Annotated in this window: 20 protein-coding genes; 10 read left to right on the top strand and 10 right to left on the bottom strand. The window is 64.7% G+C overall.

The features are described 5' to 3' along the window. Nucleotides 1-258 precede the first annotated feature (258 nt). The 5 genes from OGM61_03810 to gltA all read left to right on the top strand — a co-directional run bounded on the left by OGM61_03810 (nucleotide 259) and on the right by gltA (nucleotide 8,167). Complete coding sequence (locus tag OGM61_03810; protein UYI85207.1) at nucleotides 259-1,467, top strand: aminoacetone oxidase family FAD-binding enzyme; 1,209 nt, start codon at nucleotides 259-261, stop codon at nucleotides 1,465-1,467. Continuing rightward, nucleotides 1,464-3,056 (top strand): hypothetical protein, encoded by a 1,593-nt coding sequence (locus OGM61_03805; GenBank protein UYI85206.1) that lies wholly within the window; start codon nucleotides 1,464-1,466, stop codon nucleotides 3,054-3,056. Before OGM61_03810 ends, OGM61_03805 begins: the two co-directional genes overlap by 4 nt. A 46-nt stretch (nucleotides 3,057-3,102) precedes the next feature. Continuing rightward, nucleotides 3,103-5,496 carry a phosphoketolase family protein gene (locus OGM61_03800; GenBank protein UYI85205.1) on the top strand — a complete coding sequence of 798 codons (2,394 nt, stop codon included), beginning with the start codon at nucleotides 3,103-3,105 and terminating at the stop codon, nucleotides 5,494-5,496. A 362-nt stretch (nucleotides 5,497-5,858) separates the two neighbouring features. Next, the gene (locus OGM61_03795; protein ID UYI85204.1) at nucleotides 5,859-6,752 is read left to right on the top strand and encodes a sulfide/dihydroorotate dehydrogenase-like FAD/NAD-binding protein; all 894 of its coding nucleotides are present in this window, start codon (nucleotides 5,859-5,861) and stop codon (nucleotides 6,750-6,752) included. 2 nt (nucleotides 6,753-6,754) lie between these two features. Beyond that, a complete protein-coding gene (gene gltA, locus OGM61_03790; protein ID UYI85203.1) occupies nucleotides 6,755-8,167 on the top strand; it encodes an NADPH-dependent glutamate synthase in 1,413 nt (470 codons plus the stop codon). 350 nt (nucleotides 8,168-8,517) lie between these two features. Here gltA and OGM61_03785 read toward each other — a convergent pair whose 3' ends face one another. The 4 genes from OGM61_03785 to OGM61_03770 form a co-directional block, all read right to left on the bottom strand. Beyond that, the gene (locus OGM61_03785; protein ID UYI85202.1) at nucleotides 8,518-8,880 is read right to left on the bottom strand and encodes a cupin domain-containing protein; all 363 of its coding nucleotides are present in this window, start codon (nucleotides 8,878-8,880) and stop codon (nucleotides 8,518-8,520) included. 387 nt (nucleotides 8,881-9,267) lie between these two features. Further along, complete coding sequence (locus tag OGM61_03780; protein UYI85201.1) at nucleotides 9,268-9,999, bottom strand: D-alanyl-D-alanine carboxypeptidase family protein; 732 nt, start codon at nucleotides 9,997-9,999, stop codon at nucleotides 9,268-9,270. A gap of 137 nt (nucleotides 10,000-10,136) precedes the next feature. Next, nucleotides 10,137-10,361 (bottom strand): DUF1653 domain-containing protein, encoded by a 225-nt coding sequence (locus OGM61_03775; protein ID UYI85200.1) that lies wholly within the window; start codon nucleotides 10,359-10,361, stop codon nucleotides 10,137-10,139. Continuing rightward, nucleotides 10,358-10,597 carry a hypothetical protein gene (locus tag OGM61_03770; GenBank protein UYI85199.1) on the bottom strand — a complete coding sequence of 80 codons (240 nt, stop codon included), beginning with the start codon at nucleotides 10,595-10,597 and terminating at the stop codon, nucleotides 10,358-10,360. The genes OGM61_03775 and OGM61_03770 overlap by 4 nt, the downstream gene beginning before the upstream one ends. A gap of 176 nt (nucleotides 10,598-10,773) precedes the next feature. On the opposite strand from OGM61_03770, the gene OGM61_03765 reads away from it, so the two are divergent. After that, on the top strand, nucleotides 10,774-11,970 hold the full coding sequence (locus OGM61_03765; protein UYI85198.1) for a 2-hydroxyacyl-CoA dehydratase family protein: 1,197 nt from the start codon (nucleotides 10,774-10,776) through the stop codon (nucleotides 11,968-11,970). A 2-nt stretch (nucleotides 11,971-11,972) separates the two neighbouring features. Beyond that, nucleotides 11,973-13,547, top strand: coding sequence for a 2-hydroxyacyl-CoA dehydratase family protein (locus OGM61_03760; protein UYI85197.1), 1,575 nt, complete (start codon nucleotides 11,973-11,975; stop codon nucleotides 13,545-13,547). A gap of 68 nt (nucleotides 13,548-13,615) precedes the next feature. Here OGM61_03760 and OGM61_03755 read toward each other — a convergent pair whose 3' ends face one another. Then, a complete protein-coding gene (locus OGM61_03755; protein UYI85196.1) occupies nucleotides 13,616-14,131 on the bottom strand; it encodes a YgjV family protein in 516 nt (171 codons plus the stop codon). Nucleotides 14,132-14,219: 88 nt separating this feature from the next. Here OGM61_03755 and OGM61_03750 point away from each other — a divergent pair, with 88 nt between their 5' ends. Continuing rightward, a complete protein-coding gene (locus OGM61_03750; GenBank protein UYI85195.1) occupies nucleotides 14,220-14,345 on the top strand; it encodes a hypothetical protein in 126 nt (41 codons plus the stop codon). Between the two features lie 61 nt (nucleotides 14,346-14,406). Here the strand turns inward: OGM61_03750 and OGM61_03745 are convergent, their stop codons facing one another. The 5 genes from OGM61_03745 to OGM61_03725 form a co-directional block, all read right to left on the bottom strand. Beyond that, a complete protein-coding gene (locus OGM61_03745; GenBank protein ID UYI85194.1) occupies nucleotides 14,407-15,129 on the bottom strand; it encodes a DUF554 domain-containing protein in 723 nt (240 codons plus the stop codon). Nucleotides 15,130-15,276: 147 nt separating this feature from the next. Further along, nucleotides 15,277-16,149, bottom strand: a complete 873-nt coding sequence (locus OGM61_03740) for a LysR family transcriptional regulator (GenBank protein UYI85193.1) — start codon at nucleotides 16,147-16,149, stop codon at nucleotides 15,277-15,279. Between the two features lie 566 nt (nucleotides 16,150-16,715). Then, the gene (locus OGM61_03735; GenBank protein UYI85192.1) at nucleotides 16,716-18,311 is read right to left on the bottom strand and encodes a TIR domain-containing protein; all 1,596 of its coding nucleotides are present in this window, start codon (nucleotides 18,309-18,311) and stop codon (nucleotides 16,716-16,718) included. Between the two features lie 50 nt (nucleotides 18,312-18,361). Beyond that, nucleotides 18,362-19,219 carry a PHP domain-containing protein gene (locus tag OGM61_03730; GenBank protein UYI85191.1) on the bottom strand — a complete coding sequence of 286 codons (858 nt, stop codon included), beginning with the start codon at nucleotides 19,217-19,219 and terminating at the stop codon, nucleotides 18,362-18,364. Then, complete coding sequence (locus OGM61_03725) at nucleotides 19,206-19,868, bottom strand: thiamine diphosphokinase (protein ID UYI85190.1); 663 nt, start codon at nucleotides 19,866-19,868, stop codon at nucleotides 19,206-19,208. The genes OGM61_03730 and OGM61_03725 overlap by 14 nt, the downstream gene beginning before the upstream one ends. Before the next feature lie 231 nt (nucleotides 19,869-20,099). On the opposite strand from OGM61_03725, the gene OGM61_03720 reads away from it, so the two are divergent. After that, nucleotides 20,100-23,531 (top strand): pyruvate carboxylase, encoded by a 3,432-nt coding sequence (locus tag OGM61_03720; protein UYI85189.1) that lies wholly within the window; start codon nucleotides 20,100-20,102, stop codon nucleotides 23,529-23,531. Between the two features lie 271 nt (nucleotides 23,532-23,802). After that, entirely contained in the window at nucleotides 23,803-24,738 is a 936-nt protein-coding gene (locus tag OGM61_03715; GenBank protein UYI85188.1) for a hypothetical protein, read from the top strand. Nucleotides 24,739-24,762 lie beyond the last annotated feature (24 nt).

Here is a 24,762-nt window from a genome sequence, read left to right as displayed (position 1 = left end):
CCGGAAGACCGGCGGCAGCCAGATTGGCTGCCGCCGGTTTTTTGTTTGCGGGGGCAGGCAGAGATTCCTGTTGGCAGTTTCGGTGATACGCCCTTGGCTTCCCTGTGTAAGGGGAGGCTTTGGCCTCAATCCCGGTCGAGCGGAGGCACAAGGACGATCGCCTGCGTGCGTGACGTCAGGGACGCCCTCCGTTTTCTTGTATTTGCGGGCGAAGTGTGGTTTAATAAGGAAAGAAAACGATAGAAACGGAGCATCGCCATGACGATCGCAGTCATCGGCGCGGGCGCGTCCGGCATGATGGCCGCGCTGACCGCCGCCGAACAACCGGAAAATAAAATCCTGCTCTTCGAGCGGCAGGCGCGCGTGGGGCGCAAGCTCGCCGTGACCGGCAACGGCCGCTGCAACCTGACGAACACCGGCGCCGCGCCTGAAAACTACCACGGCGCGCAGCCGGACTTTGCCGCGCCGGCGCTCGCGGCCTTCCCGCCGGAGGCGGCGCTGCGCTGGTTCGCCGCGCACGGGCTCATGACCGTGACGGAGCCGGGCGGGCGCGTGTACCCGCTCTCGAACGCGGCCAACAGCGTCGTGGACGTGCTGCGCTTCGCGCTCGCGCGGCCGAACATCACCCTGCGCGCGGGCGAGGCCGTGACGGCCGTGCGCCGGCAGGGGCGCGGCTTTGTCATCGAGACGGAAAGCGAAACGATCCCCGCCGACCGCGTCATCATCGCGTGCGGCGGCGCTGCCGGGGCGAAGGCCGGCGGCGTGCGCGACGGGTATACCCTGCTGCAGAGTCTCGGCCACCGGCGCACGGCGCTGCACCCCGCGCTCGTGCAGCTGACGACCGACCCGACGTATCCCCGCGCGCTCAAGGGCGTGCGCGCCGACGCGCGCGTGACGCTCACGCGCGGCCGGGCCATCCTCGCGCGCAGCGCGGGTGAGGTGCAGTTCACGGAAAAGGGCGTGTCCGGCCCGGCGATCTTTGAAATTTCCCGTGCGGCGAGCTGCGGCGGCGAGGGCCAGACCGTGACGCTCGACCTGCTGCGCGCACACAGCGCGCCGGACTGTCTGGCGTTTTTGCAGGCGCGGCGCGCGGCCGCGCCCACGCTCCCGTGCGAAGAGGTGCTGACCGGCACGGTGCACAACCGCGTGGGCAAGATGCTGCTGCGCTACGCCGCCGTCCCCGGCGGGCGGCCGCTCGGCGACGTGACGGACCAGGAACTCAGGGCGCTCGTGCGCGCGGCGAAGGGCTTCGCGCTGCCGGTGCGCGGCACGGAGGGCTTCGAGAGCGCGCAGGTCACGGCCGGCGGCATCCGCACGGACGAATTTGACCCCGCGACGATGGGCAGCCTTCTCGTGCCGGGGCTGTACGCCTGCGGCGAGGTGCTGGACATTGACGGCGACTGCGGCGGCTACAACCTGCAGTGGGCGTGGGCCAGCGGCCGCGCGGCCGGGAGGGCGTGCCGATGATCGCAATTTCGAACCTGAAGCTCGCCCCCGGCGCGGACGAGGCGCAGCTGCTCCCGCTGGCCGCCGGGGCGCTGAAAGTCCAGCCCCAGGATATCACCGGCCTACGCATCCGCAAAAAGTCGCTCGATGCGCGCAAAAAAGACGATATTCACTATGTTTACACCGTCGGCGTGACCGTGCGCGGGGATGAGCGAAAGCTCGTCCGCCGCTGCCGCACCGCCGCGATCGTGCAGGACAAGACCTACCCCATCCCCCGCATCGCGCCGCCGCAGACGCGCCCCGTGATCGTGGGCTTCGGCCCGGCGGGGATGTTCGCGGCGCTGCTGCTCGCGCGCGCGGGCGCACGGCCCATCGTGCTCGAGCGCGGGCCGGACGCGCAGACGCGCAGTGCGCAGATCGCGGCGTTTCGCGCGGGCGGGCCGTTCGACCCGGAGTGCAACGTGCAGTTCGGCGAGGGCGGCGCGGGCACATTTTCCGACGGCAAGCTCAACACCGGCACACACGATGCGCGCATCGGCTTCGTGCTCGCGGAGTTCGCGGCGCACGGCGCGCCGGAGCACATCACCTACGACGCCAAGCCCCACATCGGCACGGACGTGCTCGTCGAGGTCGTGCAGAACCTCCGGCACGAGGTCATCGACCGCGGCGGCGAGGTGCGCTTCGGCCACCGCGTGACAGGGCTGTCCACGGAGAATGGACACATCGCGGCGCTGACCGTGGCCGGGCCGGCCGGTAGCTACACGCTCCCGGCGCGGCAGGTCATCCTTGCGATCGGCCACAGCGCGCGCGACACGTTTGAAATGCTGCATGCGCAGGGCGTGCCGATGGAGCCGAAGCCGTTTTCCATGGGCGTACGCATCGAGCACCGGCAGGCCGATATCAACGCCGCGCAGTACGGTGCGGCGGCGGAGCGTCTGCCGGCGGCGGACTATTCCCTCTCCTGCCACCTGCCGGACGGGTCGAGCGCGTACACGTTCTGCATGTGCCCGGGCGGCGAGGTGTTCGCCGCCGCGTCGGAGGCGGGCGGCGTGTGCACCAACGGCATGAGCAATTCCCGCCGCGACGGGGAAAATGCCAACGCCGCCGTGCTCGTGACGCTGCGGCCGGAGGACTTCCCGGACAAAAGCACCCTCGGCGGCATGTACTGGCAGCGCAGCATCGAGCAGCGCGCCTTTGCGCGCGGCGGCGGCAATTACCACGCCCCCGCGCAGCTGGCGGGCGACTTTCTCGCCGGGCGCGCGAGCACCGGCCCGGGCCGCGTGCAGCCGACGTACCGCCCCGGCGTGACGTGGTGCGACCTGCACGACATGCTGCCTGCGCGCATCACGGACACCCTCGCGCAGGCGCTGCCCGCCTTCGGCAGGAAGCTGCGCGGCTTTGACGACCCGGACGCCGTGCTCACAGCGCCCGAGACCCGCTCGAGCAGCCCCGTGCGCATCGTGCGCGGGGAAGATCGGTGCAGCACCGGTGTGCCCGGCCTCTACCCCTGCGGCGAGGGCGCGGGCTACGCCGGCGGCATCACGAGCGCCGCCGTGGACGGGCTGCGCTGCGCCGAGAGCGTGCTCGCTGCGCTGCAAAACGAAGCATGACCTGTGCCGAACGGCACATCCTAATATCTATAAGGAGGTTTCCACGATGAAAAACGAAGCGTTTGCACCCACGCCGGAGCTGCTGGCCAAAATGGACGCCTGGTGGCGCGCGGCGAACTATCTGTCCGCCTGCCAGCTCTACCTGCTCGACGACCCGCTGCTGCGCCGGCGGCTGACCGAGCGCGACATCAAAAAGAAGATCGTCGGCCACTGGGGCACTGTGCCCGGCCAGAACTTCATCTACACGCACCTCAACCGCGTCATCAACGAATACGACCTCGACATGATCTACCTCTCCGGCCCGGGCCACGGCGGCAACGCCATGGTCGCGCAGGACTATCTCGACGGCTCGTACACCGACGTGTACCCGAACATCACGCGCGACGCGGCCGGCATGCAGCGCCTGTTCAAACAGTTTTCGTTCCCCGGCGGCATCCCGAGCCATGTCGCGCCCGAAACGCCGGGCTCGATCCACGAGGGCGGCGAGCTGGGCTACTCGCTCGCGCACGCCTTCGGCGCCGTGATGGATAACCCCGATCTGATCGCCGCCTGCGTCGTCGGCGACGGCGAGGCCGAGACCGGCCCGCTCGCCACCGCGTGGCACGGCAACAAGTTCGTCAACCCCATCACGGACGGCGCAGTGCTGCCGATTTTGCACCTCAACGGCTTCAAGATCGCAAATCCGACGCTCTTTTCCCGCATCAGCCACGAGGAGCTCGAGATGTTCTTCCGCGGCTGCGGGTGGGAGCCGCGCTTCGTGGAGGGCGACGACCCCGCCGAGATGCACGCCAAAATGGCCGAGACGATGGACTGGGCCATCGAGGAGATCCACGCCATCCAGCAGCACGCGCGCACCGCGCACGACACCACGCGCCCCTACTGGCCGATGATCGTGTTCCGCGCGCCGAAGGGCTGGACCGGCCCGAAGGAAGTGGACGGCAAGCAGGTGGAAGGGTCATTCCGCGCGCACCAGGTGCCGATCGCCATGGACAACCCCGAGCACCTCGTGCAGCTCGAGGAGTGGCTGCGCAGCTACCACCCCGAGGAGCTCTTTGACGACAACGGCACGCTCATCCCCGAGCTGCAGGCGCTCGCGCCGAAGGGGCAGCGCCGCATGGGCGCGAACCCCCACGCCAACGGCGGGCTGCTGCTGCGCGAGCTGCGCATGCCGGACTTCCGCACATATGAGCAGCCCGTGCCGGCGCCCGGTGCCGTCGAGGCGCAGGACATGACCGTGCTCGGCGCGTTCGTGCGCGACATCATGCGCGAGAACATGGACGCGCGCAACTTCCGCATCTTCGCCCCCGACGAGACGGCCTCCAACCGCCTGAGCCCGGTGTTCGAGGTCACGGGCCGCCGCTGGGTCGCCGAGGCGACGGACAACGACGAGTTTCTCGACCCGGACGGCCGCGTCATGGACTCCATGCTCTCGGAGCATATGTGCGAGGGCTGGCTCGAGGGCTACCTGCTCACCGGCCGCCACGGCTTTTTCAACAGCTACGAGGCCTTCATCCGCATCGTCGATTCCATGGTCGCGCAGCACGCCAAGTGGCTCAAGGTCTGCAACCAGCTGCCCTGGCGGCAGGACATTGCCTCGCTCAACTACGTGCTCGCCTCGAACGTGTGGCAGCAGGACCACAACGGCTTCACGCACCAGGACCCCGGCTTCCTCGACCACGTGGCGAATAAGAAGGCCGACGTCGTGCGCATCTATCTGCCGCCGGACGCAAACTGCCTGCTCAGCTGCTTTGACCACTGCATCCGCAGCCGGAACTATATCAACGTCATCGTGGCCTCCAAGCACCCGCGGCCGCAGTGGCTGACCATGGAGCAGGCCGTGCGCCACTGCACGCAGGGCGTGAGCATCTGGGAGTGGGCCAGCAGCGACCAGGGCGCAGAGCCCGACGTCGTCATGGCCTGCTGCGGCGACACGCCGACACTCGAGACGCTCGCCGCCGTGACCATCCTGCGCGAGAAGCTGCCGGAGGTGCGCGTGCGCGTCGTGAACGTGGTCGACCTCATGAAGCTCCAGCCGCACGCCGACCACCCGCACGGCCTCACGGACGAGGACTACGACCTCATCTTCACGAAGGACAAGCCCGTCATCTTCGCCTTCCACGGCTACCCGAAGCTCATCCACGAGCTGACCTACACCCGCCACAACCAGAACATGTTCGTCTGCGGCTACGTCGAGGAGGGCACGATCACGACGCCGTTTGACATGCGCGTGCTCAATGAGCTCGACCGCTTCCACCTCGTCATCGACGTCATCAAGCGCCTGCCCCAGCTCGGCAACCGCGGCGCCTACGCCGTGCAGCAGATGCGCGACAAGCTCGTCGAGCACCGGCAGTATATCGCCGCGCACGGCGTCGACCTGCCCGAGATCGCCAACTGGCAGTGGACCGGCAGCACCAGCGCCGCCACGAGCTCCGAGCGCTGAGACTGTCGAAAAACCCCGGAGGGTTTTCCGACAAAGGGCTTGCACTTTTTTGCCGCCTGTAGGCGGCAAACTCTGCGAGGCTTTTTGGCACGCTGCGCCGCCCGCCCCGGATGGGGCGGGCGGCTTTCTTTTCCATTCCACCCGGCCGATTTTTCCGTTTTCCGGCTGCAAAACACACCGAATGACTCGGCGCACTCCGCGATTTTCCCGCGAAAGCATCCGCTTTTCTGCCCAGAAAAGCAGGGAAAATTTTGTGCAAGTCCACAGTTTTTCGTCAATTTTCATGTTAAAATTTAGATTTTCCGTTTCTCCCTTGTGGAAAATATGCAATTCCGCTATAATAGTGCCTTGAGGTGATTTTCATGTTCAAAATCGTCAATAACGAAAGATTATCTGACAATATGTTCCGCGTCACGTTCGAGGCCCCGCTCGTCGCCCGCAAGGCACAGCCGGGTCAGTTCCTGATGTTCCGCGTCGACGAGTTCGGCGAGCGCATGCCCATCACGATCTCTTCCTACGATCGTGAGGCCGGCACCGTGTCGGTCATCATGCAGCGCGTCGGCAGCACGACGGCCCTGCTCGCCAGCAAGAAGGCCGGCGACTATGTGGCCGACGTTGTCGGCCCGCTCGGCAACCCCGCCGAGTTTGACAACATGCACAAGGTCGTGGTCGTCGGCGGCGGCTCCGGCTGCGCCATCGCGTGGCCGCAGGCCAAAGAGGCGCACCGCCTCGGCTGCGATGTCGACATCATCGCGGGCTTCCGCACCAAGGGCATCGTCGTGCTCGAGGACGAGATGCGCGCCTGCTGCGATCATCTGTACATGATGACCGACGACGGCACCTACGGCGAAAAGGGCTTCACGACCGTCAAGCTCAAGGAGCTGCTCGAGAAGGCCAAGGCCGAGGGCCAGCAGTACGACCACTGCATCTGCATCGGCCCGCTGCCGATGATGAAGTTCGTCTGCCAGATCACGAAGGAATACGGCGTGGCCACGATGGTCGATATGAACTGCATCATGATCGACGGCTCCGGCATGTGCGGCGGCTGCCGCCTGACCGTGGACGGCAAGATGAAGTTCACCTGCGTCGACGGGCCGGAGTTCGACGGCCACCTCGTCGATTTTGACGAGGCGATCGCCCGTTCCAAGATCTATGAGGCACAGGAGCAGAAGGTGTTCGAGCGCCGCCACCACTACTGCAATCTGCAGGCCATGGCCGACGCCGAGGAAGCCGCGCAGAAGAAGGAGGAGAAGTAATCATGGCGAATATGTCTCCCAAAAAGAATCCGATCCCGGAGCAGGACCCGAACGTCCGCAATAAGAATTTTGAAGAAGTCGCGCTTGGCTACACCGTCGAGATGGCGGTCGATGAGGCCAACCGCTGCCTGAATTGCCCGCGCCCGGCCTGCATGTCCGGCTGCCCGGTCAATGTCAAGATCCCGCAGTTCATCGCCCGCGTCCGTGAGCAGGACTTCAAGGGCGCTTACCACAAGATCCTCGAGGACAGCTCCCTGCCCGCCATCTGCGGCCGCGTCTGCCCGCAGGAGAAGCAGTGCGAGAGCAAGTGCGTGCGCGGCATCAAGGGCGAGCCCGTCGGCATCGGCCGTCTGGAGCGCTTCGTCGCCGACTGGAACCGCGAGAACGCCGACGAGATGCCCGAGAAGATCGCCACGAACGGCCACCGCGTCGCCGTCATCGGCTCCGGCCCGTCCGGCCTCGCCTGCGCGAGCGACCTGGCCAAGCTCGGCTACGACGTGACCGTCTATGAGCACTTCCACAAGGCCGGCGGCGTGCTGGCTTACGGCATCCCCGAGTTCCGTCTGCCGAAGGCCATCGTGCAGAAGGAGATCGACAAGCTCGTGGCCATGGGCGTCAACATCGTGTGCGACGCGACCATCGGCAAGTGCATGAGCATCGACGAGCTGCTCGGCAAGGACGCCGACCACCTCCTCGGCGACGACAAGTACGAGGCCGTGTTCATCGGCTCGGGCGCCGGCCTGCCGAAGTTCCAGAACATCCCGGGTCTGAGCTACTGCGGCGTGTTCTCCGCCAACGAGTTCCTCACCCGCATCAACCTCATGCACGCTTACGACGAGCGCTACGACACCCCGCTCATGCCCATCCACGTGACGGCCGTCGTCGGCGCGGGCAACGTCGCCATGGACGCCGCGCGCTGCGCCAAGCGTCTGGGCGCGGACGTGACGGTCGTGTACCGCCGCGGCGAGGAGGAGATCCCCGCCCGCAAGGAAGAGTACGAGCACGCGAAGGAAGAGGGCATCAACTTCCACCTGCTGTGCAACCCGGTCGAGATCCTGGCCGATGACAAAGGCTGGGTGCGCGGCCTCAAGTGCATCCGTATGGAGCTCGGCGAGCCCGACGAGAAGGGCCGCCGCCGTCCGATCGAAGTGCCGGGCAGCGAGTTTGAGATGGCCTGCGACTCCGTCATCATGGCGCTGGGCACCTCCCCCAACCCGCTGCTGCGCAAGGCGACGCCGGACCTCGAGTACAGCGACCGCGGCGGCATCGTCGTCAAGGACGACACCGTGACGACCATGAAGGACGGCGTGTTCGCCGGCGGCGACGCCGTCACCGGTGCGGCCACCGTCATCAAGGCGATGGGCGCCGGCAAGAAGGCCGCCGCTGCCATCGACGCATACATCAAGAGCAAGTAAGTGCATACATAAGATCAGCGGGCATCCGTCGGATGCCCGCTGCTTGGTTTTCAAACTGGTAGCCTTCCCCTTCGGGAGCAGTACTTGGGGTGCGGAACAGGCGCGCACCCCTTGGCTCCTTGTGGAAAGGGCGCTGGCAGCCGTCAGGCTGACTGAGGGATTGACACGTTGATTCTTGCACTGGCTTCGTATCTGCACCCCCTCCGTCACGGCGCAGAGCGCCGTGCCACCTCCCCTTACGCAGGGGAGGCTTTTCCTGCGCGACCGGTAGTGCAAAGCGGATCTGTCCTGAGGGGCACACACATCAGAAAAGCCTTCCCATGAAAGGGAAGGCTTTTCATTTCCGTCGTTTATGCCTGCGCGGGGAGATTGAGCACAAAGGCCATGAACTCCAACGGCTCCGGGCCGTCGTTGCGCAGGGCGTGACGCTCGCCGTCGCCCGTGAAGGTCACGGTGCCGGCGTCCACGGTCGTCGTCTCGCCGTTGCTGCGGTAAACACCGTGCCCGGAGAGGAAGTAGTACACTTCGTAGTTGCCGTGGTGGGTGTGCTCGCCGACTTCGCAGCCGGGCTGCAGCACCATGCGGGCGCAGACCGTGCCGGCGCCGAGCATCTCCTCCGGGGAGAGGAGCGCATAGCGCTCAAGGTGGCCGGCGCCGCCCTTGAGGTGCTCAAGGCGCTCGGGCGTGTCGGGGAGCTTGCGGATGAATGCCATAGAGATCAGCCTCCTGTTTCGTTTCTGCTCTATTCGTAGCACACGGCCGCGAAAATTGCAACCGTTTTTCGCGCGGAGGCCGGCTGGGAATCGCATTTTAAATATAAAAAATCCACGCACATGGCGTGGCGTCATCCGGCTCTATGGCTTCTCACTTGCTGCTGGGCTGCCAGTTGCTGCCCGAGAAGATCAAATCGTCCAGGTCCTGGACTTGGTTGGTACGCATAACGTTATCACGCTCCTTTCTTTTTCAGTTACTTATAGTTTACCAGAGAAAATGCAAGATTACAAGCGAATGTTTTCACAATTCCTACAGCTTTTGCCTAAAATTTTGCAGCAAAACGCACAAATCCGGGGCACTTCCTGCAGGAAGCGCCCCGGTCAGATTCATTTGTACAGGTCGAGGAACTCCTCGAGGCAGAGGCCGTTGCCCATGATGTACGCAGCCGCCTCCTTGCCGACGTAGCGGAAGTGCCACGGCTCATACATGACGCCGGTGATGTCCTGCTTGTCGGCGGGGTAGCGCAGGATGAAGCCGTAGTCCTGGCAGTGGGCGTACATCCACTGGTAGAGCGCGGTCTTTTCGAGCTCCTTCGTCTTGACCTCGTAGAACTTGTCCGTGATGTCGGCGCACAGGCCGAGCTGATGCTCGCTCGTGCCGGGACGGTTGACGATGCGGGCGGCCGCAGCCTCGTCGCCGCCGCACTGGCTGACCTTGCGGTTAAAGAGATATGTCTGCTCGTTATAGCTGCGGTACGCGCTCGACAGGCACACGCTCAGCCCCTCGGCGCGCGCGCCGGCGATGAAATCTTTCAGCGCGTCCACGGCGCGGGCGTCAAAATACCGGCCACTCTCGAGCTCGGCCAGATCCTCCGGCACGGCCTCGCCGATGGAATTTTGCGCATTGACGAGCGTGAGCTCCCAGCTGCCGGTGTTGACCTTCGGCAGGCCGTTATCCGGCTCGGGCGTGGGGGTGGGCGCGACGGTCACGACCGGGGTGGGCGTGGCGGCGGCGGACTGCGCCGGGGCATTCATCGGCGGCAGCACGCGCAGCGCGATGACCACGGCCAGCGCCAGCACAAGTGCGACGCACAAGACGGTTTTGAGAGCTTTTCGCATATCCCCACATCCTCGGTGACAGGTTTCGGCACATAGTGACCAAAAATATGGTATCACGTTTCCGGCGGCGGGTCAATCCCAAAACCACGACAGCGGGCCGCAGCCCTTTCCAACGAGAACCCATCTCATTGGAAATATCATTCTCCAATATACGTGAAGCGGCGGACGGTCTGCCCACCGCGCTCGATCATCTCGCTCCACATGGCGGCGGGGCGCACCCACACGCCGCGCTCCCCGTAGAGCGCGCGGTAGACGACCATCGGCTCCAATGTTCCCGAGTGCGTGGCGACAAAGAGCAGCTCGTATTCCTTCCCCTTGAAGTGCCGGTAGCGGCCGGGGCGGAGCGTCTGTGCCGCGCTCATGCGTTGTCCTCCGGCAGGCCGAAGCTCTGGATGAGCAGGCGCGTGAGCGCGTGCGCCCCGTCGCGCGTGAGCATGATGCTCGCGACCTCGCCGACCGTCTTTTCCGGCATGTCGATCAGACCCTTGGGCTGGGGCGTGTAATTGTGCTGCATATACATATGGTAAAAGCTCAGCGAGCACTCCGAGCGGTTGTCATTGACCGAGACGTTGAACACATTGGCAAACTGGGGCTTCATGATGCGCACCTCCTGCAGATTTTCTGCGCCCATTATACCACAGCGGCGACGGAAACGGGTGGGTGATTTTTGCACATTATCGGGAAAGATGTTCAAAATCTATTGCGGTATGGGACAATTTCCTGTATAATGTGTCTACCAGTATGCGACTTTTTTAACATGGAGGGGAGAGCCGTTTGAAAGACCTGAAGTATCTTTACGAATTTGAAAAGCTGCTCGAGAGCGCGAACAACCCGCTCGTGCAGCAGGCGTGTGCCGAGGGGAAGCACGCGCTGGCCTACACCTGCTACCACATGCCCGAGGTGCTGCTCAACACCGGCGACTGCTTCTCGGTGCGGCTGCGCGCGCCGCTGACGGGATCGCTGGACATCTCGTCGTACTACATGTCCAACTTCATCTGCGACTACTGCAAGTCGCTGCTCGAGCGCGGCATCGAGGGGGGCTACAACTTCCTGTCCGCCCTGCTGGCGACGGAGACCTGCTCGGAGATGAACCGCGCGCTCGAGCACTTCGAGCTGCTGCACCTCGTGGACAACGAGCAGTTTTTCGTGACCTTCCTCGATATGCCCTTCAAGGTCACGGACAATACCGTGCGCCACTATGTCGACCAGCTCCGGCGCAAGGTGCTCGAGCCGCTGCATGAGGTCTACGGCGTGGACGTGTCGGACGACGCGCTGCGCAAGGCTGTGGCCGAGCACAACGAGGTCTGCCGCATCCTGACCGAGATCGGCCAGCTGCGCAAGGAGGAAAACCCGCGCATCACAGGCTACGAGTACCACATTCTCAACCTCGTGAGCTACTGCTGCCCGAAATACCTCATCGTTGATAAGCTGCGCGAAACGCTCGAGGAGCTGCGGCACCGCGAGCCCGACGCTAGGCCGAACTTCCGTGTGAAGATTGCCGTCGTCGGCAGCGAGATCGACGACCCCGGCTTTACCAAGCTCGTGGAGGAGGCGGGCGCGCTCGTCGTGGTCGACCGCTTCTGCTTCGGCTCGACGCCCGGCCGCGAGGAAATTCATCTCGACCCCGACCTGCCGGTGCTCGAGAGCATCGCCCGGCACTACCTCACTACGAGCCAGTGCCCGCGCTACATGCAGCGCGAGAAGGTGGAGGGCCGCTGGCAGCTCGTGCGTGACCTGTGCGAGGAGTACCACGCGCAGGGCGTGCTGTACGAACAGCTCAAGTTCTGCGAGTACTGGGGCTATGAGCGCGCGCTGGCGAGCCACGTCATCACGCACGACTACGGCATCCCGTCCGTCGCGGTCGACCGGCAGAACGCCACCGGCGGCAACGGCCAGCTGCGCACGCGCGTGCAGGCATTCGTCGAGAGCCTGGAGATCAAGCAGCTCCAGGCGCAGAGAGGAGGCAAGTGACCATGGCTGACAAGGAAAAACGCTCCCTGCGGGAATTTCTCCGCCACATCAATGACTATACTTACCGCTTCAACCCCGAGAAGGGCCAGTTTCGCTACCGCGAGCTGCGCGGCGTGCGCGACACGGCGTTCGATTTCTACATGTGGCTCAAGTGCTGGAAGGACATGGTCGCCTTTGTGGCCAAGTGCCCGGTGTCGGCCGTGCGCGCGCTGTTTCGCTACCAGTGGTTTGCGACCTATCTGACCTACCCGAACTTTGTCGACCGCGGCACGCTCGGTATGCGCGGCAACCAGCTGCGCATGGCCCGCGCGCAGTACGACCGCATCGTGAAAAAGGCCACCGACCTGCTGCGCATCTCGTTCGTGGCCGACGAGCACTTCCACCCCGGCAACAAGCTGTCCAAGAAGGTCGTGCTCTTTGACGAGCTCGTCCCCGGCGAGATCATGGCCGGCTTCCCGAACCTCATCTACCTGCCGGCGCAGGTGCTGCCGGTGTTTCTGTGCTCCATCCTCGACCAGCAGATCACCCCGCCGTACCTCGACGCGGCCGAGAACTTCGGCATCCCGGCCGACGTCTGCCCCCTGCCCTCGGCCGAGGCCGGCTGCGCCCTGCGCGACGAGTATCCCAAGGTCGGCACGTGCTTTGTCGCCTGCAACATGCCGTGCGACGGCAGCGTCGCCACGACGTCGTATCAGGACCGGTACTTCAACCTCCCGACGTACTACTTCGGCGTGCCCATCCGCTACAATGAGGAGGCCGTACAGGACTACGCCGTCGAGGAGCTGCGGGGGCTCATCCGCTTCATCGAGGAGCAGACCGGCGAGACGTTCGACTGGGACGCCTTTTTCAGGGCCATGAAGGTCTACAATCAGGAGACGGAGTACGAGCTGCAGAAGTGGGAGGTCAACCGCACGCCCTACCCGCAGATGACGGGCGAGACGTTCTGGATCTACCGCATGTTTTTCTACCACCTCTCCGGCGGCATGGACCCGCATTTTCTCGACACCGACCGCCGCGTCAACCGCATCATGATGCGCGGCTACCAGCAGAAAAAGCCCTGCGCGCCCGCGATGCGCCACCGCTGCGTCGAGTGGTCGTGCCCGGCGAACTTCTACCCCGACTTCTCTGTCTGGGCGGAAAACTGCTGGGGCATCAACGTCGTGGCGAGCATGGAGTCGCTCATTTCCGACATCATCATCAACACGGAAGATCCCGATCAGGCGCTCGCCGACCTCGCCCGCAGCTACCAGCGCACCACCATGCGCAAGCACACGAAGGGCGGCTACGCGAACGTGCTCGACGAGCTGTGGATCGTCTGCAAACAGTACAACGCCGACATGGTGCTCATGTACGACCAGATCTCCTGCAAGGGCATGGACGGTCTGCGCGGCGTGTTCGAGGAGCAGGCGGCCGCGCGCGGCGTGCATATGCTCTGGGTGGCGCAGGATCTGCTCGATTCGCGCACGATCTCCAAGCGTGACATGCGCCGCCAGGTCAACCTCTACATGCAGACCGTCATGGGCGAGGAGCCCGTGCGGCCCGACCTCGTGGACTTTGACGACGCGCTGACGTGGTAAGCCACTCCAACGCACCCTTTAAAACAGGAAAATGCCCTGCCAGAAGGCAGGGCATTTTTGCATATTTTTCATGCCTGCGGCTGTTTTTTGATATCAAACCGCCACACGGCGACGGCGTAGGACACGAAGGCGATGGCCTCGATGACCATGCACGAGTACGAGCGCGCAAGGATATCATACGTGAACCAGAACGGCGAATTCGTCAGGTAGAGCAGGCGCGTGCGGCGCATATCGCGCGTCCAGAGCGCGACCGTCGTCATGCTCATGGCGATGCCGGGCAGCAGGCTCATCGGCCCCGCCCACGTGAGGACGGTATTGACCACGTACAGCGCCAGAAACGCCCACAGCCACGCGCGGCTCTGCGCCCACTTGCGGTCGTTGAAGTAAAACACGACGCTGCGCGCGAACGACAGGATGTTGATGGTCGCGGCGGTCGTCGCACCGAGCAGCCCGTAGTGCACGATCCACATCAGGCAGGCGGCGGCCTGCGCGGCGAGGATGACGCGGCGGTTATTGAATTGTACCGAAGCAAACACGATCAGGCTGCCGAGCAGACCCAGCGCCTGGTTGAGCCAGAAACCCATGTGCCCACACCCTTTCTTCCCGCGGGAAAGAGTATCATAACACAACCGCGCGGGAAAAACAACCCTCCGCGCGCGTTTTTTCTCTCCCGTGCAGCGGCTGCAGGGCGTCGGCATCGGCACGGTCGTGTCGGCGCTGATCGTCGGGCCGCTCGTGTCGCTGTTCGGCCGCGTGCTGCCGGGCCTCGGCCGCATCCGCGCGCTGGCCATCTCCTGAATATGCAAAAAAAACACCCCGCCGCGACCGGCGGGGTGTTTCTATATTTAAATGGTATCGCTCAAAACCACGCGGTGATCTGCTGCCAGACCGGCAGGCTGACCAGCCAGCGGATGAGCGGCACGAACAGCAGCGCCGGCAAATAGTCCGCCACCTTGATCTTCGTCGCGCCGGTCTGATTGAGGCCGATGGCCGCCACGAGCAGCGAACCCGCGCACGTGAGGTCTGCGACCGCCGCCTCCGAGAGCAGCGGCGCGATCGCCCCGGCCAGCAGCGTGAGCGCCCCCTCGACCACGAACACCGCCGCGCCCGCGAGCATGACGCCCGCGCCGAGCGTTGTGGCCAGCATGGCGCAAAAGACAAGGTCGATCATCGACTTGGTGAGCAGGATGCTGTTGTCGCCGCGGATGCCGGCATCGAGCGAGCCGTTGACCGCCATGGCGCCCACGCAGCACAGCAGGCTCGCCGTCACGAAGCCCTCGGCCAGCGACGGGCCGCCCTCGTGCCGGTGAACGTGCGCCTCGACCCACGTGCCGAGACGGTGGATCGCCCCGTCGATGTTCAGCAGCGCGCCCGCGGCCGCGCCGAGCGTCATGGCCACGATGACGATGAGGATGCTCTGGCACGCAAACGCGCCCGAGATGCCGATATACAGCACGCACAGCCCGAGGCCGATCATGACCGTCTTGCTCACGCGCTCGGGGATGCCCCGCTGAAACAGCAGACCGACCGCACCGCCGGCCACGATGGCCAGCGCGTTGACGATGGCGCCTGTCATGCTCATGAATATCCGCTCCTTCCCGCCGCGTCCGCCTTATTTCGTGTCCGCCTTATTTAAATAAGGTATCCATACCGGGCACGGCGCACCTGCAAATGTACCGCTCTACGATAGCACAACCGCCGGCGGTGTAAACACCCAAATGCGGCAAATTCAGCCGCGCGGTGGGATCCTGGACGCTTTGAGCTCATTCAAAAACAGCTGCCCGGCAGTGGACAGGCCAGTCTTCTGCTTATAGATGACGCCGATGGTGCGCTGCAGCTCCGGAGAGAGCCGGCGCGCGGTGAGGCGCTGGCCGCTGCGGCGCAGCACGGCCTCCGGCAGGATGGACACGCCGAGCCGGCTCTCAACCATGTTCAGGATCGTGTAGTCGTCGGCCACGCGGTACTGCACGTTGATCTGCGGATGGCGCGCGAGCAGCTCGCGGATGCAGCCGCCGCCGCGCCCCTCCTCAAGGAGGATGAAGGGCTCGGCCGCCAGCTCATCGATCTGGATGAAGATGTTCTCGCCCAGCGGATGGCCCTCGGGCAGGACGGCGAGCATGGTGTCCTGATAGATCGGCTCGCAGGCAAACGGCGTCGTGCGCGACATGTCCGTGAAGCCGAAATCGACCACGCCCTCGCGCACCCAGTCCTCGATCTCGTAATACAGGCCCTGGTAGAGCTCGAAGCGGATGCGGCTGTGCTGCCGGCGGAAGCGCTCCATGGCCGGCGGCAGCAGGAAGCTCGACACGCTCGTGAACGTGCCGAGGCGGATCGTGCCCTGCTCCAGCCCACTGAAGCCCGCCGCCTGCGACTGGAGCATGCGGTAGGCGTTGACCGTGTCGCGGATGTACGGCAGCAGGTGGCGGCCCTCGTAGGTGAGCGTCACGCCCGAGCGCGAACGCACCAGCAGTGTCACGCCCAGCTCCGCCTCCAGCGACTTGATCATCTGGCTGACGGCCGACTGCGTGTAGCCGAGATCGCGCGCCGCGTCCGAAAAACTGTTGCGCTCAAAGGCCTTCAAAAAGGCGATGTATCGGTTCATAAGCACCTCACAAATTAGAAACGCTAATTTAACTATCAGAAACATTTGCTTTACTTATCCATAAAGGCATTATATAATGGGCACTGTCAGATAGCAAGCGGGAATTTTCGTGACCGCACACGAGCCTCTCCGCCCGCTGACAAAACACGCAATCTCTCCCCCAAGCAACATGATAATTCCTTTTTCCAACTCCATTTCTCCTATGGAAACGTCCCTGCCGGTTTGTCCGTTCCGGCAGGGGCGTTTTCCGTTTTGCGGGAGATTTGCGTGGGCAAGATATTTGTCAGATTTACCCCGCACGACCGGCGCGCTGCCAATGCCTCCCCCGTGCAAGGGGAGGCGGCAAAAATCTCCGATTTTTGACGGAGGGGTTGTGAATACCGGCTGCGGTGTAAGATTTTGACGTGTCAATCCCTCAGTCAGCCTGACGGCTGCCAGCTCCCTTTGCACAAGGGAGCCAAGGGTGCGGGACGGCCGCGCCGGGGAAAACGATAACGCCACTAACAGACAAAGCGGCCCTCCCGGATCGGGAGGGCCGCTTTTCACTTGAGATCATGCCACGGCGGTCAATCCACGACCGTGACGGCCACGGTGGTGGCCGCGGCGATGGCGTCCGCCTGCAGGGCGTCGGCCGTGACGGTCTGCAGCGGCAGACTGCCGAGCGCCGACCAGTCGAGCGTGCCGGAAACGCCGCGCACCGTCAGCTCCGTGAGCCCGGTGAAATCCTCCAGCCCGGACGTGCTGTCCAGCTCGCAGTCGGTGAGCGAGAGCGCCGTGAGCGCCCGCTCGCGGTCGAAGCTGTGGAAGAAATCGCCACGCAGATCGCAGTCCACGAGCGTGACGCGCGTGAGCGAGGACTTGTGCAGCGGGATCAGCAGCTCGCGGCGCGTGCAGTGCGAGAGCGTGACGTCCTGCAGCTTCGTGAGCGCGCGCAGCTCGGACAGATCCGACACATTCGCGCCGTTGAGACTCAGCTTCCGCACGTTCAGACAGCGGCCGAGGCCGGTGAGGTCGGTGACGGCGTTGCCGTCGGCCGTGAGGGCCGTGAGCTTCGGCAGCTGCTCGATGCCCGACAGGCTCGTGAGCCGGTTGGCGCTGACATCGAACACCTCCACACCGCAGGCGGGCAGGCTCTCGAGCGAGGTCAGCGACTGAAACTGCACCGAGACCGCCGTCAGGCTCGGAAAATACGCGAGGTCGGACAGGTCGCGGATGTCGCCGCGCCGCACGGTGACGGTCTGGCCGGAGGGGTCGATCATCTCCGCCGTCTCGACGCCGGCGGCCGCCGCGTCCACGCCCTGCTGCGGGGCGGCGAACCAGTACCGGTCGCCGCAGACGTACAGCGCCGTGAGGCCCTTGAGGTCCGCGACCGTGAGCTCGCCCGCGGGCTTGCCGGCATAGTCGCGCGCGGCCTGCTCGAGCAGCGGGTTCTGGAACTGGGCGACCGTGTCGTCCGCGAGCGTCTGCACCGCGACGGTCTTGACCGTGAAGCGGTAGAGCAGGCCCGTGAAGTGGCCGACGATGCCGGCCGCGATCAGGCAGCCGACGAGCACGACGGCGATGATCGCCGCCGCGAGGCCGCGGCGTCTTTTCTTCGGCCGCGCGGGCTTCGGCGCCTTGGGCGGCTTTTCGCGCCTGGCCCGGCGGGGAGATTCGCCGCGGGGCGTTTTCTCCTTCGCCTTTTTCGCGGGCGCGGGCGCGTCCGGCAGCTCCGGCGGCTCGCCGGCGAATTTGCCCGCATCGAGCAGCTCGGCCGAGAAGAGCTTGTCGTAGAAATATTCCTCGCTCGGATAGGTATACTTCATGAGCGCGAAGAGGTTGCCGATCTGCATCTCCATGCCGGGAGAGAGCTCCGTCGGCTCGAGGTAGACGTTGATGACGGGCTTGCGCTTGGTCAGGGCATAGTGCATCTCCTTGCGGCAGTTGTCCGAGCGCAGGTACGCCGGGGACAAAAACGCCAGCACGAGCTGCGCGCGCTCAAGATGCGACGCGATGCTCTCCGGCCACTCGCTGCCGGCCTCGATGCCCTCATCGTACCAGACGCGAAAGCCGCGCGACTGCAAGGTGCTGATGATCTCGAGCACGGCCGCGTCGTTCTTGTGCGCGTAGCTGACGAAGAGATACGGCAGCGTGCCCTCATAGGGGCGCAGAAGGGTTTTCACGAAACCACCTCCGGAAAAATTTCAAAAATGGACTGAATTTTGTTCGTGTATCACACACATTCGTGCCCGGCAAGGGCTTTGAGCCCGGCGAGGTACGCATACGGCACGCGCAGCCCGCCCCGGCCGGAGCCGAGGGCGATGTCCGGCTTGCGCAGACCGTGATAGTCCGAGCCGCCGGAGGGCGCGAGGCCAAAGCGCGCGGCCAGCGCCTGCGCGATCTCCGTCTGCTCGGGCGTATAGGTCGTATAGCGCACCTCGACGCCGAGGGCTCCGGCGTCCGCCGCCGCGGCGAGCATGGCGGCGCGCTGCGCATCGTCAAAGCGGTACTTGAAGATGTGCGCCACGACCGGCACGCCGCCCGCCGCGCGCAGGGCGCGGATGGAATCCGCGAGCGGGATGTTATAGCGCGGGACGTAAAACGCCTTGCCCCGGCCGAGCAGGCCGCGCATACCGTCCGGCACCGAGGGGATGCACCCGCGCTGCACGAGCAGCGCCGCGATGTGCGGCCGGCCGAGCACCGTCTGCCCCGGGAAGGCCGCGTGCAGGTCGTCCATCGTGATGGGGTAGCCTGCGTCGTGCAGGCGCTGCACCATGGTCTCGTTGCGGGCATTGCGCTCGTCGGTCGCGCGGGTCATGAGCGCGCGCAGCGCGGCATTGCCCGTGTCCATGAAGTAGCCGAGCAGGTGCACCTCCTCGCCGCCCCAGACGGTGGACAGCTCCACGCCGGGCACGACCTCGATGCCGCAGCGCTGCCCCGCCGCGAGGGCCTCCGGCAGGCCGGCGAACGTGTCGTGATCCGTGACGGCCACGGCCCGCAGGCCGAGCGCCGCCGCCTGCTGCACGACGGCGGCCGGCGTGTCCGACCCGTCGGACGCGAGCGTGTGCGTGTGCAGGTCAATCCGCTCCATGGCGCACCTCCAGCCCGTCCGGCAGCGCGTTGCCCTGCCAGAGGACAAAGACCGTGCCGTCCGTGACGCGCACCGTGGCCGCCGCGCCGGTGAACGAATTGCTCACGCCGAGCGGCATGGCGCACCGCAGCTCCGCGTCCGTGATCTCGTAGAGCAGGCCGCGCAGCGTGACGCCGCGCGCGGCATCGCCGCTGCTGAACACGGACACCGTGCCCTCCATGCCGGCGGGAAAGGCCAGCGTGCCGTTTTGCACCGCCGTGACCACCCAGCCGCAGCCGATGAGCCAGCCCTGCGCGCCCGCGTCCGTGAGCCCGCGCAGCGTCTGCAGGCTGGCGATCGTCTGGTCGAGGCGGCCGCCGAGCGCGCCCGCCATCACGAGCCGCCGGTACCCGTGCGCCAGCGCCCAGCGCACGGCGAGGCCGAGGTCGGTGTCATCCTTCATGACCGGATGCGTCTCCACGTTCGGGTGGTCCGGCCGGTAGCCGAGGGAGTCAAAGTCGCCCATGACGAAGTCCGGCTCAATGCCGCGCGCCTTCAGCGTGCGGTAGCCGCCGTCGGCCGCGATCACGTAGTCTCCCGGCCGGGAGCTCAGGCGCACGCCGTCAAGACTGGCCGCGCCGACGATATAGCAAATGTTTTCCAAATTCATTCCAGCTTTCCTGAATTTTCGTCCGATATTGTACCACATTCCGCGCGACGAGAAAAGAATTGCATGTAAACAGTATTTGTTAGATTTTAAACTCGCCAAAAATCAAAAATTTTATTTCTATTGTTACTGATATATGATATAATTCCGACGTTGGCAGCACGCCGGATCTCCCCCGCGCCGCTGCCGCCCCCACCTCTGCGGCCCCGCCGCAGTCAGAAAGGAGACACGACCGTGTCAGAAAAGGTTTTCAACAAGGTCCTTGCCGCCAACCGCGGCGAGATCGCGGTGCGTATCTTCCGCGCGTGCTATGACCTCGGCATCCACACCGTGGCCATGTACTCCAAGGAAGACGAACTGAGTCTGTTCCGCACCCGCGCCGACGAGGCGTATCTCGTCGGTGAAAACAAGAGCCCTCTGGGTGCGTATCTCGACATCCCCGAGATCATCGACCTGGCCAAGCGCCGCGGCGTCGACGCCATCCATCCGGGCTACGGTTTCCTGTCCGAAAACGCGGACTTTGCCCGCGCCTGCGAAGAGGCCGGCATCACGTTCATCGGGCCTCCGAGCGACGTGCTCGGCAAGATGGGCGACAAGCTCTCGGCCAAGCAGATCGCCATGGAATGCGGCGTGCCGGTCATCCCCGGCTGCTCCGAGCCTCTGCGCGACGGGCAGGAGGCACTCGAGAAGGCCATCAGCTTCGGCTTCCCCGTCATCCTCAAGGCGGCAGCCGGCGGCGGCGGCCGCGGTATGCGCCTGTGCGAGATGCCCGAGGACGTCATCCCCGCGTTCGAGCTCGTCAAGAACGAGGCGCGCAAGGCCTTCGGCAATGACGACATCTTCATCGAGAAATACCTCGTGCAGCCCAAGCACATCGAGGTGCAGATCCTCGCCGACCAGTACGGCAACGTGCGCCACCTCGGCGAGCGTGACTGCTCGTTGCAGCGCCGCTACCAGAAGGTCGTGGAGTTTGCGCCCGCGTGGAGCGTGCCCGAGAGCATCCGCGAGCAGCTGCACGCTGACGCCGTGAAGATCGCCGAGGCCGTCGGCTATGTCAACGCCGGCACGGTGGAGTTCCTCGTCGACCGCGACGGCAACCACTACTTCATCGAGATGAACCCCCGCATCCAGGTCGAGCACACCGTCACCGAGATGGTCACAAGCATCGACCTCGTGCGCGCGCAGATCCTCATCGCCGAGGGTCAGCCGATCAGCCATCCGGAGATCGGTCTGGGCGACCAGAACAATCTCAAGGTCAACGGCTACGCCATCCAGTGCCGCGTGACCACCGAGGACCCGGCCAACAACTTCGCGCCCGACAACGGCAAGATCGAGGCCTACCGCTCCGGCGGCGGCTTCGGCGTGCGTCTCGACGGCGGCAACGCCGGCACGGGCTCGATCATCTCGCCGTACTATGACTCGCTGCTCGTCAAGGTCACGAGCTGGGACTGCACCTTCCCCGCCGTCTGCCGCAAGGCTACCCGCGCCATCAACGAGGAGCACGTGCGCGGCGTCAAGACGAACATCCCGTTTGTGACGAACATCCTCACGCACCCGACGTTCATCGCCGGCAAGTGCCACACGAAGTTCATCGACGAGACGCCGGAGCTGTTCGAGTTCACCGAATCGCGCGACCGCGCGACCCGCGTGCTCAAATACATCGCCAACATCCAGGTCAACAATCCCGACGCCGAGCGCCACCAGTACGACACGCCGCGCTTCCCGAAGGCGCAGCGCGAGATCACGAAGCAGGACGGGCTCAAGCTCCTGCTCGACACCGACGGCCCCGAGGCCGTCAAGGACTGGGTCCTCGGCCAGAAGAAGCTGCTCATCACCGACACGACGATGCGCGACGCGCACCAGTCCCTGCTGAGCACCCGCCTGCGCACCCGCGACATGCTCAAGGGCGCCGACGGCACGGCCGACATCCTCGCCGACTGCTTCTCGCTCGAGATGTGGGGCGGCGCGACGTTTGACACCGCCTACCGCTTCCTGCACGAGTCCCCGTGGGAGCGCCTGGAGATGCTGCGCGAGAAGATCCCGAACATCCCGTTCCAGATGCTGCTGCGCGGCTCGAACCTCGTCGGCTACGCGAGCTATCCGGACAACCTCGTGCGCGCCTTCATCGCCGAGTCTGCCCGCGAGGGCATCGACGTGTTCCGCGTGTTCGACTCGCTCAACTGGCTGCCGAACATGGAGACCGCCATGGACGAGGTCCTGCGCCAGGGCAAGTTCCTCGAGGGCACCGTGTGCTACACCGGCGATATCCTCGACCCGACGCGCGACCGCTACACGCTCGAGTACTACGTCAACTTCGCCAAGGAGCTCGAGCGCCGCGGCGTGCACATGCTGGCCATCAAGGACATGTCCGGCCTGCTCAAGCCCTACGCCGCCAAGAAGCTCGTGAGCACCCTCAAGCAGGAGATCGGCATCCCCATCCACCTGCACACGCACAACACCACCGACAACCAGATCGCGACCTATCTCATGGCGGCCGAGGCCGGCGTGGATGTGGTCGACACCGCCATCGGCCCGCTGGCCAACCTCACGAGCCAGCCGTCGATGAACGCCGTCGTCGAGTCCCTGCGCGGTCAGGAGCGCGACACCGGCTTTGACCCGCAGCGCCTGCAGGAGCTGGCCGATTACTGGGCCGACGTGCGCCTGCGCTACGAGAGCTTCGACAAGGGCCTCAAAGTGCCCGTCACCGATATCTACCGCTACGAGATCCCCGGCGGCCAGTACACGAACCTGCAGCCGCAGGTCGAGTCGCTCGGCCTCGGCCACCGCTTCGCGGAGGTCAAGGAGATGTACCGCACCGTCAACATCATGCTCGGCGACATCATCAAGGTCACGCCGTCGTCCAAAATGGTCGGCGACCTGGCGATCTTCATGGTGCAGAATGACCTCACGCCCGAAAACATCGTCGAGCGCGGCGAGACCCTCGCCTTCCCCGACAGCGTCGTGAGCTACTTCAAGGGCATGATGGGCCAGCCGCCCTGCGGCTTCCCGAAGGATCTGCAGCGCGTCGTGCTCAAGGGCGAGAAGCCGATCACCGGCCGCCCCGGCGACCTGCTGCCGCCCGTTGACTGGGATCAGCTGCGCAGCGAGATCCGCAAGTTCTACCCGAACTACGAGGAGCCGCGCTCCCTCATCTCCTACGCCATGTACCCGAAGGTCTATGAGGAGTACATCCGCCACCGCAAGGAGTATGGCTACATCATGCGCATGGGCAGCCACGTGTTCTTCAACGGCATGGCCGTCGGCGAGATGAACAAGATCAACATCGAGGACGGCAAGACCCTCATGATCAAGTACATCGGCCTCGGCGACCGCAACGACGACGGCACGCGCAACGTGCAGTTCGAGCTCAACGGTATGCGCCGCGAGGTCTCCGTGCCCGACCCGACCGCGACCGACACGGCCAAGACCGTCGTCATGGCCGACCCGAACGACAAGAGCCAGGCCGGCGCGTCCATTCCGGGCATGGTGTCGAAGGTCAACGTCAAGCCCGGCGACCAAGTCAAGGTCAACGACGTGCTCGCCGTGATCGAGGCCATGAAGATGGAGACGAGCGTCGTCGCCCGCATGGACGGCACGATCGACGAGGTCTTTGTCAAGGGCGGTCAGACGGTCAAGGCCGGCGAGCTGCTGCTGACGATCAAGTAAATCCCCGGTTTTCCAAGCGGAGCGCACCGTCGTGCGCTCCGCTTTTGCGCGCGAAAAAACAAAGGCAGATGGCAGTTTTTCAAGCCTTCTCCTCAAAGGGGAAGGCTTGAAAAGGCACTCCGCTGTGTTTTTGTCCATTTTGCTGCTTTTGTCCCCATCCGCGCCGGAAAGACTGGAAATGCCCGGAGCATTATGTTATAATCTTTGAACCATCATGATGAGACTGGGTCAGTATCACCGCAGGCACCCAGATCTGAGAGGAGTTTTTTCCGTGCTTGTGCCCTATTCCTGGTTCCAGATCCTCTGGTACTTCTACATTTACGGCTTTCTCGGCTGGTGCTCCGAGGTGGCCTTCGCCGCCGTCGCGCACGGCAAGTTCGTCAACCGCGGCTTCGTCAACGGCCCGATCTGCTCCATCTACGGCTTCGGCGTGATGAGCGTACTGCTCGTGCTCGGGCCGCTCAAGAGCAGCTTCTGGCTGCTGTTCGGCGGCAGCGTACTGTTCACGAGCGCCATCGAATACCTCACCGGCTGGGTGCTCGAAAAAGTGTTCCACGACAAGTGGTGGGACTACTCCAAGCGCCCGCTGAACATCAAGGGCTACGTGTGTCTGGAGTTTTCGGTGCTGTGGGGGCTGGCGTGCGTGTTCGTGGTCGATGTGTTCCAGCCGCTCGTGGCCAAGGTCGTCGACCTCATCCCGAAAAAGCTCGGCTGGGCGCTGCTCGGCACGTTCAGCGTCCTGTGGATCACGGACAACATCATCACCGCCATGGAGATCCGCAAGCTGCCGAAGAAGCTGCGCGCCCTGCAGGCCATCGAGGATTCGCTCACGGCCATCTCCGACGAGATCGGCGAGGAGATCTATATTCGCGCCTCGGACGTGAAGGACCGCAGCATGGAGGTTTACACCGACGCGAAGGAAAAAGGCGCGGAGATCGCAGAAAAGCGCGCCGAGAACTCGCTCATGCGCCGCAGCGAACTGCTGGCCCGCCGCAGCGAACTGCTGCAGCGCCGCGAGGAGCTGCTGGGTCAGCGCAACATCGTGCACGAGCGTATCGCGCAGGCGTTCCCGGCGCTGCGCGAAGGCAAGACCAACGGCCCGGCCTTCACGCGCGTGCATGAGCACGCGCAGCGCCGCAAGCAGCTGGCCAAAGCCCTGAAGGCAAAGGCCAGAGAACTCAAGAACAAGGCCAAGGACCGCTCCTGACCTGACACGGGAAAAGGAGATAAC

This window comes from Clostridiales bacterium (genome assembly GCA_025757645.1).
GTDB lineage: Bacteria > Bacillota > Clostridia > Oscillospirales > Oscillospiraceae > CAG-103.
Note: the sequence above shows the minus strand (reverse complement) of the source record. Positions and strands in the feature narration are given on the sequence as shown.